The organism is Clostridium cylindrosporum DSM 605, from assembly GCF_001047375.1.
Taxonomy (GTDB): domain Bacteria; phylum Bacillota; class Clostridia; order Clostridiales; family Caloramatoraceae; genus Clostridium_AB; species Clostridium_AB cylindrosporum.
Map to the genome: position 1 here is coordinate 51,786 of NZ_LFVU01000028.1, position 12,221 is coordinate 64,006.

At 33.6% G+C, this 12,221-nt stretch carries 11 protein-coding genes, 2 tRNA genes and 1 riboswitch; of the genes, 2 read left to right on the forward strand and 11 right to left on the reverse strand.

From position 1 onward, the window contains the following. Positions 1–4: 4 nt before the first annotated feature. The 7 genes from grdC to trmL all read right to left on the reverse strand — a co-directional run bounded on the left by grdC (position 5) and on the right by trmL (position 7,243). Positions 5–1,540, reverse strand: coding sequence for a glycine/sarcosine/betaine reductase complex component C subunit beta (gene grdC, locus CLCY_RS11060; RefSeq protein ID WP_048571211.1), 1,536 nt, complete (start codon positions 1,538–1,540; stop codon positions 5–7). Positions 1,541–1,616: 76 nt separating this feature from the next. Continuing rightward, positions 1,617–2,924, reverse strand: coding sequence for a glycine reductase complex selenoprotein B (gene grdB, locus CLCY_RS11070; protein WP_082141800.1), 1,308 nt, complete (start codon positions 2,922–2,924; stop codon positions 1,617–1,619). 57 nt (positions 2,925–2,981) lie between these two features. Further along, positions 2,982–3,434: a glycine/sarcosine/betaine reductase complex selenoprotein A gene (grdA, locus tag CLCY_RS11075; protein ID WP_082141801.1), complete on the reverse strand. Its 453-nt coding sequence runs from the start codon at positions 3,432–3,434 to the stop codon at positions 2,982–2,984. A 57-nt stretch (positions 3,435–3,491) separates the two neighbouring features. Further along, positions 3,492–4,778, reverse strand: a complete 1,287-nt coding sequence (locus tag CLCY_RS11085) for a glycine/sarcosine/betaine reductase component B subunit (protein WP_048571216.1) — start codon at positions 4,776–4,778, stop codon at positions 3,492–3,494. A gap of 191 nt (positions 4,779–4,969) precedes the next feature. Beyond that, positions 4,970–5,356, reverse strand: a complete 387-nt coding sequence (locus CLCY_RS11090; RefSeq protein ID WP_048571615.1) for a GrdX family protein — start codon at positions 5,354–5,356, stop codon at positions 4,970–4,972. Positions 5,357–5,427: 71 nt separating this feature from the next. Further along, positions 5,428–5,530: riboswitch (glycine riboswitch) on the reverse strand. A gap of 381 nt (positions 5,531–5,911) precedes the next feature. Continuing rightward, the gene (locus CLCY_RS11095; protein ID WP_048571217.1) at positions 5,912–6,757 is read right to left on the reverse strand and encodes a DegV family protein; all 846 of its coding nucleotides are present in this window, start codon (positions 6,755–6,757) and stop codon (positions 5,912–5,914) included. 18 nt (positions 6,758–6,775) lie between these two features. After that, positions 6,776–7,243, reverse strand: a complete 468-nt coding sequence (gene trmL / locus CLCY_RS11100) for a tRNA (uridine(34)/cytosine(34)/5-carboxymethylaminomethyluridine(34)-2'-O)-methyltransferase TrmL (protein ID WP_048571218.1) — start codon at positions 7,241–7,243, stop codon at positions 6,776–6,778. A gap of 177 nt (positions 7,244–7,420) precedes the next feature. On the opposite strand from trmL, the gene splB reads away from it, so the two are divergent. Beyond that, entirely contained in the window at positions 7,421–8,431 is a 1,011-nt protein-coding gene (gene splB, locus CLCY_RS11105) for a spore photoproduct lyase (RefSeq protein ID WP_048571616.1), read from the forward strand. Positions 8,432–8,539: 108 nt separating this feature from the next. Here the strand turns inward: splB and CLCY_RS11110 are convergent. Both CLCY_RS11110 and CLCY_RS11115 read right to left on the reverse strand, forming a co-directional pair. Continuing rightward, positions 8,540–8,630 (reverse strand) — tRNA-Ser (locus tag CLCY_RS11110). Positions 8,631–8,635: 5 nt separating this feature from the next. Beyond that, positions 8,636–8,710 (reverse strand) — tRNA-Glu (locus CLCY_RS11115). Between the two features lie 210 nt (positions 8,711–8,920). Here CLCY_RS11115 and CLCY_RS11120 point away from each other — a divergent pair. Continuing rightward, on the forward strand, positions 8,921–10,111 hold the full coding sequence (locus CLCY_RS11120) for a pyridoxal phosphate-dependent aminotransferase (protein WP_048571219.1): 1,191 nt from the start codon (positions 8,921–8,923) through the stop codon (positions 10,109–10,111). Between the two features lie 144 nt (positions 10,112–10,255). Here CLCY_RS11120 and CLCY_RS11125 read toward each other — a convergent pair whose 3' ends face one another. Together CLCY_RS11125 and uvsE are read right to left on the reverse strand one after the other, a co-directional pair. Continuing rightward, positions 10,256–11,188, reverse strand: a complete 933-nt coding sequence (locus CLCY_RS11125) for a putative manganese transporter (RefSeq protein ID WP_048571220.1) — start codon at positions 11,186–11,188, stop codon at positions 10,256–10,258. A gap of 53 nt (positions 11,189–11,241) precedes the next feature. Continuing rightward, positions 11,242–12,210, reverse strand: coding sequence for a UV DNA damage repair endonuclease UvsE (gene uvsE, locus CLCY_RS11130; protein ID WP_048571221.1), 969 nt, complete (start codon positions 12,208–12,210; stop codon positions 11,242–11,244). Positions 12,211–12,221: the final 11 nt, after the last annotated feature.

Below are 12,221 nucleotides of genomic sequence, written 5' to 3' on the forward strand. Positions count from 1 at the left end.
CTCCTTACTTTTGTAGTAGGTATGAAGCGAAATCTTTCATAGCTTCTCCAACCATGCTCTTTACTTCTTCTCTTGAAATAGAAGCTTCAGCCTTAACTGTTCCTGGGTTCTTTTCTACTATAAATGATACACCGTCGAATAGCCTAGTCATTCTACCAAGGAATAAACTTCCCTTTCCAATTACCATGAATCTATTAATGTCTCCACTAAGAATTCTTTCTCTACCAAATCCCATAACAGGAGCCCCTGATGGAATATGTCCTTGAGTTGGAGCAAATCCTACCCAACCCTTAGTTGTAAAGAAGTCTTTAAGTTGTGCTTTTTCAAGTTGTCCTTTCTTAACTGCAAGTGCACCTATCATTTTGTAGTTAGCTGTAGGAACATCTCCAGCCCCTGCTGGTTCAGTCATCTCTGGATTTTGCATTTCCGGTCCATATACATCTATATCATTAAATGAAAGTCCTGCTGCAGTTAAAGGCGCCTCAACTATTGCTTCCATAACAGCCTGAGGTGAAGCACCTGCAGATATAGTATGTCTTCCTATAGCATCAGTTCTAATTATTGGATTTATGCCATCATTTTCTGAAACTAATACAGCAAATCCACCTATTACTTCTTCAAGAACTGGCATTCCCTTTTTAACATGATCTTTACCGTTCATACCAAGTTTCGCTGATGCTCCACCTGCTACTACCATTACATTTTTAAACATACCAGATGCTACAAGTGCTGATGCATATATCATAGCATGTGTTGGTGCTGCACAGAATCCTCTAACGTCACTTCCTGTAGCATTCATAGTTCCTACTATTTCACCAATAGCCTTAGCAAAGTTTCCTCCACCTCTTTGGTTCATATCACCACACGCTTCCTCTGAACACTCAATAATATAATCTATATCTTCTTTTTTAATTTCTGGATTTTTAGCAAATAGGTTAAGTGCAGCAAGTATACCTGAAGCCTTAACAACAAGGTTTTCACATATAATATGAGAAGTTAGATTCTTATCAAATTCATGTGCTCTTTTTACACATCCAATTAGTTTTCCGTCTATATATAAAGCTTCAGCATGTGTTTCATTTACAGCCTTTTCAATTGCCTCAATATCAAAACCTTCCCCAAGCTTTGATACTAAATCTTTTAGTAATGGATGAGCTTCAAACTTAGCTTTAATATCAGACATTACAGCTTTCTCAATAAGAACTAAATCAAAAGCGTCGGATACCTTCATAAGTCCATAGAATTCGTCTTGTGGCATTACTTCTCCAAACTTTCCGAATCTTGATGCTCCTTCTATGTTCTTTTCAAACCAAGGCTTTGGAAGCTTTCCAAGTTCCTCTGGACTATAGTTTCCTATATATGTTTGAGATGCAGGATATTCAACAACATCCTTAAATTCTCTAATATGCTTAGGTAGTTCCTTTAAGTACTCTGAATCAGGATGAGTTTCTCTCTCTAGAGTTTGAGTTGTTCCGTTATGGATAATCATGTCTGGAGCATTTACCAGTACATAGCTAGCTCCCTTAATTACAGGATTCATAATTACACCTCCAAAAATAGTAGATAATATTAAAAATGGAGGTGGACATCCACCTCCACTTAAATCAAGTTATCTTTTACTTAACTTCAAAAACTGTTTGTTCTGTTACTGGAGTTTCAAGCGCCTTTAAAGCAACTTCTGTAAGCTTTCTTCTTAGTGCCTTTTCATCTGCTGCTGAAAGGTTTGGATTTCCAAGTGGGTGAGGAATAGCTATTGTTGGAACTATTCTGTTTGCCCCTACAGTTTTAGATATAGGTACTATTGTACACATATGAACTATTGGGAGACCAACTCTCTCAATTTCTTTAAGCATTGTTGCACCGCAACGTGTACAAGTACCTCATGTAGAAGTTAGTATAACTGCTGTTACATTGTCTTCTAGTAGCTTCTTTGCAATTTCTGCTCCAAAAGCCTTTGAACTCTTAACAGCTGTACCATTACCAGTAGTTGTATAATAGTACTCATGAAGACTTCCAATTTGCCCATTCGCTTCCATTTCTCTTAGAATATCTACTGGTATAACCCTATCTGCATCTTGATTAGCATATGTTGGGTCATATCCACCGTGAGCTGTTTCACTATCGGCAGAAGTAAGATCCTTCATTCCTGCTATACTATATTGACCATATTTTTGAGCATTTGAAGCCTCGATTCTATCTGGGTTACCCTTTGGTACAATACCGCCTGAAGTAACAATAGCAATTCTTGCCTTTGTTATATCAGCTACTGGTGTTGCAGGATCTACTCTATCGAAGTTAGGCATTTCAAATTCTGTTACAAATTCTTCACCTTTAAGCTTTTTAACAAGCATGTCAACTGCTCTTTTTGATCCTCTTTCGCTAGCAAAGTAGTTAACTCTAATACCTCTTTCAAGATATCCTTCTTCATCTGGTGAAGCTACAGCTTCACCTTTAGCTAATTTAAGAGCTAAAGCTGCCATTTTAGGAGCTGCTTCTCTCATTCCTGCTGCACTGTTCTTAGTTGATATTATATAAATATCTTTTTTAAACATATCAGCACCTGGATTTTCAACATACATACCTGTTACTACTGGTATGTTAAGCTCATCTTGAACCTTTTTAGCTATAGCTCCACAGGCTGTCCCATATCTACCTGCATTAAATGCTGGTCCTGCAATTAAAACATCTGGGTTTTGTGCTTTAATCATTTCAAGAATATCTTTTTCAGCTTGTTCTTGATTTTCAGCAAAATATGAGTCTCCACAGATTACTGTTGCAACAATTTCTGCTTCCCCATTAAATGCTTTAGTTAAAGCCATACCTGGTCCTACTACACCTTCTCTAACTTCAGGTGCAACATGAGCCATTTCTTCCCCCCCAATATTAGCGAAGAATTGGTTTATATAGTGTACTACACGAATCATCTAACTTGACCCCTCCTTATTCGGTGGATTAATTTAAAATTAATTTACGCTCGTTCTCTAACCTCTAACGCCTCTCATTTGTTCTTTAATTCCATCAACGTCAAGAACCATTTCCATCATTCCACATTGTTCATCATAAACAGCTTCATCAAATTCAGCCTTAACTTCATCTTCAACAACATGATAAACTGTAAGTCCTAGTTCAACTCCAGCAAGTGGTCCTGCATATGTTGGGTCTCCTGTTGTTACTGTTTCTGCTGAAAGTACTGATGAATCAGCTTCTGCACCACCTAGTATAACTACTAGATTATCTTTGCCTACTGATTCAGCTGCATCTTTAACTCTTTGTTGGATCTCCAGATCCATAGCTCCTGCAGCAGTTCAGACGAAACATTCTGTTGTAGAAAAAAGAATTTCTCCTCCTGCTGATTTTACACATTCTTCTATTGCTGGTCCTGGAATACCATCTCTATCTCCTATTGCTATGACTTTTTTTCCACTAAGTATCATAAGAAATACCTCCTAATAATTTATAAATATTTTGATTAAATTTATTCTATTGAAAACTTAGAAAGTTTTTGCTGTTAAATATCCAAATCCAACTTCACTAGTAGCTCCAGTTATAACTTGGATTTCTGCTTCTATAGATCCATCTTCTCTTAGAGAACCTGCAAACCCACCTGATAGTGCATCAACAGCCTCAGGGTGTCCGATAACCTTTTTCATTGAAGGAAGGATAACTATTTCATTAGCATTACCACCTGTAACTACTGCATCTCCCTTTGGAGTTGAATCTGCAAGTGATTGTGAAGCACCATCTCTTCCAGCATACTCATCAGTTAAAAGAACAGTCTTTATTCCTTTTTCTGAAATCTTGTTACAGTTCATTACAAGGTCAGCGTCTGGATTTCCAAAACCTTCTTCTGAAATTACAGCTGCGTCTGCTCCTAGGAACTCAACAAGTTTTGCTGTGTAGCTTGATGATCTTTCCTTGTCAGCTAGGTACACGTTTTCATTTGTAATAACACATCCAAGGAAGTTAAAGTCCTTACCATGTCTTTCATAAAGATCAGTGATTATTGGATGATTCATGTGAACATAACTTGGATTCTTATCACATGCTGATACACAGTTACCACTTACTATAGAACCATCAAACATTTCTGTTGGATAAATGAATGTAGGGATTATCTTCTTAGCATCAACTCCATATACATATGTGTCATGAAGAAGTCCTTGTGATTGAAGCATGTACACATATACAACCTTTGGTAGATCTGGATAAGCCTTAACTTGCTCTTGAAGAGGAAGTGTTTCAAAAGTTTTAACTTCATCTGGAGCAACTTCCTTAGCAGCTTTTCCTAGATAAGTAGCAACCTTAAACCCTACCATTCTAACAGCTTCTTCATGTTGGTGTTGATCAATTCCACTAGCTGGTTCACAAATCATAACGATATTGTGAGTCTTTGAAAACGGAGTATACTTAGCTCCCTCTCCTGACATATCTATTATTCCTTCCTGGAATCCAACTATTTTTCCAGTTGTAACAACAGCAGCTCCCTTAAGAACATTAGTTTTACCTGATCCTACTGTATCAACTCCTGAAATGAATCCTGGGAATACTCCCCCATTACCTTCAACCTTTACTCTTGGCTCAATAACATCCTTTACTGGTATTATTCTTACCTCATCACCTGGGTGAACAATGTCCACATCAACTGATAATAATCTTTCATCTCCAGATACCTCATTTAAAAGCTCTTCCTTATCTACATAAAGAATACCATTTTCAATCTTAGTTTCTGAAGAGAACTGAACATCCTTAATGAATACATTTCCTAATTCAAGGCGCAAAGCCTTCACCTCCTAAAATTATATACAAGTAGAAGTTTATTAACTTTTTTTATTTTTCTGAATCTTCAAGTCATAATATTCTGTCTAAAGTGTAAAATGTGTAATAAGAAATTTGTCATGTGTGTCATTTTAGATTCACATATAGTAATTGGGAGATACTACGTGATGTGTTGTTAGCTTAACTTTCGTAATTAAATAAGTGCATTTTTAATTAAATCATAATCTATAATACTAAAATCCTCCAAAACACTTTGAGGCCACTGTCTAGGCGCTTTATTTCTAATAAGCTTATTAGATGTTTCTATACTGTTTTCAATAAGCATTACAGAATTAAAGTCTACTGACACCTCCGGCTTTAAGGATATAGCAACTGATTTGTAGGGAGTTTCATTTGGTTTAATACTTCCCATAAGAGGATGTGTTAAAAGTTTATGCCCCTTATGTATGTAATCTCGAGCTTTAATCATTACATCTGAAAGAGAACCATCTATGAACTCAACATCAAAGTGAACTTTAAGATTTTCATATGTTATCTTGTTGTTTGTGATAACTTTAGGTTCAATAACTACTTTCTCCACCCCCCTATATTTAATAAAGATGTGTATAAAAAAAGAGAATGTATCGCCTACACTCTCAAATTTAAGAGCTGTGTCCATAAGTAGTCCCTTTGCCTGAAAGATCATTAACAAGGACTTTGTTAACTTACCCCTTCGGCGCTTTGAAAATTTCAAAGTCTCTCCTACTTACTTCATCCAGAAACTATGTTATTTTTTCTACAACCTCTTTTATACTTTTCATTATATCTGATAATTCAGACTTTTGCCATAGCTTTTTTCTATACCATAAATTAACATATCTTATAGATAATCCTTCATTTTTACTACTTCAGTATAGATATAACCTATTAGAATAATTAATTTTAGCAAGAAAATCATTTAAATCTTTCATTTTCTTTATGCATTCACTTTATCACATTAAACTTTTATCCTATTATATGTAAAATAAGTAGTAACATTTCCATAATGATTGAATTAATTTTTAAAATATTTTTTATATTTTCACAAAAATAAAGTGGAAAATTTAGAATTTTCATTACTAAATTCCCCACTTTTTATTGATAATTATATGTCATATTATTTCTTAAAGAAGAATACTCCAATAGTTCCCGGCCCTGCGTAAGTCGCAATAACACTTCCAACCTTTACAGATTGTGCGTCATCTATAATATTCTCTTCTTTAAGCATTTTTTTAAATTCTTCCACATCATCTTCAGCAGCTACATTCCCTACTGCAAATGTAATATCAGTATCTGGATTTTGCTCTTTAACATAATCCAGAAGTCTTTTTAATGCTTTTTTCCTTCCGCGAACTTTATCAAAAACATCTATCTTTCCATCTTCTACACAAAGAATAGGCTTTATATTAAGGAGTGTGCCTACAGCTGCATGAATAGATGATATTCTCCCACCTTTTCTTATGTACTCTAAGTTGTCCACTGCAAATGCAACTTTAACCTTATCTGTAAGAAGATTTATCTTCTCAACTGTACTCTCTACACTCTCACCTAACTCTAGCATTTTTATAGTTTCCTGTACTAAAGCACCTGTAGCAAAGCTAACTCCCTTAGAGTCAATTACATGTATATTCTCATTATTTTCAATCATATCCCTTGCAATACAAGCTGATTGATATGTTCCACTCACTTTTGATGATATATGAATTGAAATTATCTTATATCCTTCTTTAATTATAGATTCATATTCCTCATAAAATGCATTCGGGTTAACCTGGGATGTCTTAGGAAGCTTCTCCCCCTTATCAAGCATAGATAAAAGAGTAGGCTCGTCTATTTCTACTCCATCCTTATACACTTTGCCCTCAAATTCAATTGTCAGTGGAAGAACCTTTACATTTTTGTTCTCCACTATATTCCTTGGAACACCTGCGGTACTATCTGTAACTATATATACCTTTTCCATAATTACCTCCATAAATGCTTATTTCATATTCGGATAGCCGATTTGTCTTAATGCTTCATAAACTACTAAAGAAGCAGTATTTGCAAGGTTAAGTGATCTAGTTGTTGAATTTATCATAGGTACTCTTATTTGAGTTTCCTTAAATAAATTATTTATTTCCTCAGTTACTCCTGAAGACTCTCTTCCAAACATTATAAAATCACCATCTTTATATTCTACATCACTATGAAATTTTGTTGCCTTTGTTGTTGATAAGAATATTCTCTTATCCCTATGAGCTTCATAAAACTCATCAAAACTTTCATAATATGTTATATCAATATCCTTCCAATAATCAAGTCCCGCTCTTTTTAACATCTTATCATCTACAGAAAAACCTAAAGGTTTTATAAGGTGAAGCTTAGTATCTGTAAGTACACAAGTCCTTCCTATACTTCCTGTATTATGTGGTATCTCTGGCTGATAAAGTACAATATTTAAACTCATTTTTTTCCTCCGAAATCCTCTTATCCTATGCCTTTAATGGCCTATATAAATTTTTATAATTACAAATATCATTTTACCATATTCTCATGTTAGTGTAATCTTTCTAAGTTTTCATCATACATATTTAAGACTTAATATTGCAAAACTAAGTCTAAAGGAGTGATTACATTGGTTTTTATGCCAAAGCAAGTATTCTTCGAACCAAAGGCTACTGAATATCCTCTTGGAGAAGAATTATATAATAAATTTCAAAAGCTTAATATACCTATACAAAAACTAAGTTCATATAACAAACTAGATAGAGAAAGTTCTAGTCCATCAGAATTTTATGCCTTTGCAAAGGATAGCATAGTTGTTGGAATCAAAAGAAGTATGAAGCTTGTTCCATGCAAGCCTTCTGCTGACTATCAGTTTTCACTTGTAACAGGATGTCCTGGTAGCTGTCAATACTGCTACCTTCAAACAAACCAGTCACTTAAACCATTTACAAGGGTTTATGTAAATCGAGATGAGATTTTTAATAATATACAAAAATACATAGACTCTGCACTACCTAATATTACTACATTCGAACTAGCTAGCACAGGTGACCCTTTATCTGTTGAACATCTTACAGGTTCCGTTAAGTCTGCTATAGAGTTTTTCTCAACCTCTGAACATGGAAGATTAAGACTTGTAACTAAATTCTCATATGTGGATTCCCTACTTGATCTAAATCATAATGGCAAGACTAAGGTTAGATACACTATTAACTCTCCATACGTTATAAATAACTTTGAATTTAATACGGATTCACTTGAGAATAGATTAGATGCTGCATCTAAAATATACTCAGCTGGCTATCCACTTGGGTTTATTATAGCCCCTATTATGATTTATGAAGGATATAAGGAGGAATATACCTCTATGCTAGAATCCCTTAGATCTAAAATAGAAAGTCCTGATACAGCACCTATTACTTTTGAACTTATACAGTATAGATTTACCGCCAAATCTAAAAAAGTTATAAATGAGAGATTCCCTTTAACGAAACTTGACCTAAATGAAGAGACTCGCTTTAAAAAATGGGGACCATATGGTGTTTATAAATATGTATACCAAAAGGATGAGTCTAAATTACTTAAAGAATTCTTTGAAGAGAAGATAAAAAAGTACTTTCCAAGTTCCACAATTGAATACTTTACTTAAAATCTATATATCATAATAAAGCAATACTCCATGTAAGTATATTTACACGGAGCATTAAAAGTAGATATGAAAAAAGAGATTGTTCATATGAACAATCTCTTTTTTATCTGGCGGAGAAAGTGGGATTCGAACCCACGGTAGAGTCACCCCTACGCCGGTTTTCAAGACCGGTGCCTTAAACCAACTCGACCATCTCTCCATAAATGGTGACCCCTAGGGGAATCGAACCCCTGTTACCACCGTGAAAGGGTGGTGTCTTAACCGCTTGACCAAGGGGCCATCGTTAACTACTCATTTATAATAACACGATACTTTTTAAGTGTCAATACCTTATATAAACTTTTTTTATAATTTTTCATTCTTTTTTATTATGCTTAATAATATGGAAAATATACAATTATCACACTACTCTAACACTTAATAATTTATAATTAAAAATAGATATGCTAAAATGATATTAATATATTATGTAAAAGGAGTTTTTGAAGTATGATATCTAAAAAGATGCAATCCCTAGTAGCTAGTAGTTCTACTATAAGAGCTATGTTTGAAGAAGGAAAGAAACTTGCAGCTATACATGGAGAAGAAAATGTATTTGATTATAGTATAGGAAACCCTAATGTCGAACCTCCTGAAAATATAAAGCTTGCAATTAAAGAAATATTAGATGAGGAAAAATCAACCTATGTTCATGGTTACATGAACAATTCTGGCTATGATGATGTAAGAGAAACTATCGCCCTACATATAAACAAGAAAAACGAACTAAATCTTTCTAAGGAAAATATAGTTATGACATGTGGTGCAGCTGGAGGCTTAAATATTACATTAAAGACTCTACTTAATCCAGGAGATGAAGTAATCGCATTTGCACCATTTTTCGGTGAATACAATAATTATGTAAATAACTTTGATGGAGTTCTTACAGTTATTCCTGCTGATACTGAAACATTTGAACCTAATATTGAAGTATTAAGCGAGAAAATTTCATCAAATACTAAGGCAGTTATAATAAACTCTCCAAACAATCCAACAGGGGTTATATACTCAGAGGAAACTCTAAAGAAGCTTTGTGATCTACTTTCTAAGAAGCAAGAGGAATTTAACACTAGTATATACCTAATATCAGATGAACCATATAGAGAAATTGTTTATGATAACTGTGAGGTTCCATGTGTATTAAAGTATTACAAAAACTCATTTATCGGGTACTCATATAGTAAATCTTTATCACTACCTGGTGAAAGAATCGGATATGTAGTTATAAATAATGATATGGATGACTTTAATGATGTAGTAGATTCACTTAATACAGCTAATAGAATCCTAGGATTCGTTAACGCTCCTTCTCTATTCCAAAGGGTAATAGGAAGATGTTTAGATGCTGAGGTTGATGTAAACGTATACAAGAGAAATAGAGACCTACTATATAATCACCTAATAAAGGTTGGTTTTACTTGTATAAAGCCACAAGGTGCGTTTTATCTATTCCCTAAATCACCTATAGAAGATGATAAGAAATTCTGCGAGGATGCTAAGAAGTTTAATTTACTATTAGTACCTGGTTCAGCATTCGGATGTCCTGGGCATATTAGAATTTCATACTGTACTTCATACGAAAAAATAGAAAAATCATTAGATGCATTTACAAAGCTTGCAAAGCTTTATAACTTAATATAATTTAATTATTACAAATCTTAAGCCTCTTCATGAAATTAAAAGCCATGCATATAAGAACAAATCTTTATATGCATGGCTTCTGTTAATAATTTTATTATGTATATTTTAATAATTGTTAATCTATACTGCTTATATATATCTTTTTTAGCTATAAATACCCATCACTTTAATAACTACTCCTGATAGGAAACTTATTCCGAATAAAATAAGTGTTATATATACAGCCTTTTTCTTATTTTCTTTAAATAGGAATATAAGTGCAAGGCCTGCATTAGCTGATAGTCCAGCTATTACACTTGAAAACCCTATTACATTCATAGTAAATAACTTAACAAGTCCTACTGATATTGCACAGTTAGGAATTAGACCAATTAGTGAAGCAATAAACACTTGACCATACCCCTCACTAAAAAGTGTTCCTGCAAGTGTTTCAACACCAAAATATTCAATAATAAAAGTTATAATAACTGTCACTATGTATATATATATTGTCACCTTTAAAGTTCTCTCTAAGGAATGAATAAGTACTTTTGAGAATTTTATCGTATCCACATCTACACATTTTAAAGCCTGATCATCTACTTCCTTACTTGCAGCAATTTCACATCTTTGACTTCTTCTAATAGTAACAACATCAATGAAGTATCCTGCAACTATAGCTATTGCAATCTTTGTTATTAGAAAAGGCATTATGCTTCCATATGCACTAGGCATAGATAGGAAAACAGGTAGCGCCTCATCTGATGTGGCTATAAAAATAGATATCAGCGTTCCAAGACTTACTATCTTTCTTGAATAAAGTGCTACCGCCATAACAGAGAATCCACATTGTGGTATAATTCCAATAAGTGCTCCAACAATCGGTCCTAGAACCCCTGCATTTCTTATTTTCTCCTGAAGTCCTGCTGAAAATCTATGTTCCATATACTCAATCATAATAAAAGTTATAATAAGTATTGGAATCATAGGAAGAGTGTCTATAAAAGCATGTTCAATAACCGAAAATATAGATACTCCCTCTGTATGTAGATGACCTTCATGTATTTCATGAGAATGTTCTACTAGATTTAGATTCATCATATCTCCCCCTTCTATTTTTAATATTTTCCATAATTATTAATTTTATACCTTTATTTTACATCAAAACTTGCATCTGATGTTACACTTATTTTCTCATTTTTACTTTTCTTAATATCATCTATTAGCTTAAATAAACTTAAATCCTTCTTTTTGGCCTCAATCATAACATCTAAATCTCTTCCATCAACCCTTTTTGAAAGTTCTATAAAGTCAATAAAACTATCTTTATCTATGTATTCACTATGTGCTCTAAAGTCACTTTCACTTTTCGGGCTTGAGAAATGAATTTTCGGAGGATAATCTCTCCCTTTCCATGTATCATATATAGATGAAAGTATGTCCTCAAGATTATTCTCACCTTTATTACATCTATCATGATGAACGTCTAGAACCATTGGTACTGAAATATTGCTACTGATACTTAATACATCCTCTGCTGTGTATATCTTATCGTCATTTTCAAGTATAATTCTTTCTTTTATATCTTCATTTAAAGAATCAAATCCTTTATAAAACCTTTCAATAGCTTCTTTTTTATTACCGTATACTCCTCCAATATGCATAACTAATTTACTCTCATTTGAAAGACCCATTAATTTAAACATCTTCACATGATACTCAAGGTCTTTAATAGATGAGGCTAAGACATCCTCTCTCGGACTATTTAGTAATACAAAATGATCTGGATGAGCACTTACCCGTATGCCTAACTTCTTTATAGTAGTGCCAAGTAACTCAAAACTACCTTTAAGTTCATCTTCCCATTCCCAACCTTTTAACGCATCATGGGTTGCAAGTGGTATTATTTTTGATGTCATTCTATATAGTTTTATTCCGTAGGCGTTATTGTATCTTATAATTCTTTCGGTATTTTCAATGTTCATAATAGCCAAATCACTTAGCTTTTTCTTCCATATACTAGGGTCTAACTTTGAAAGATTTTTAAATGTCGTTGTTCTATTTGGTGATGAATCTTTAAGTTTAAGTGATATTGCAACATATCCAAGGTTAACTTTCATATGATCCTCTC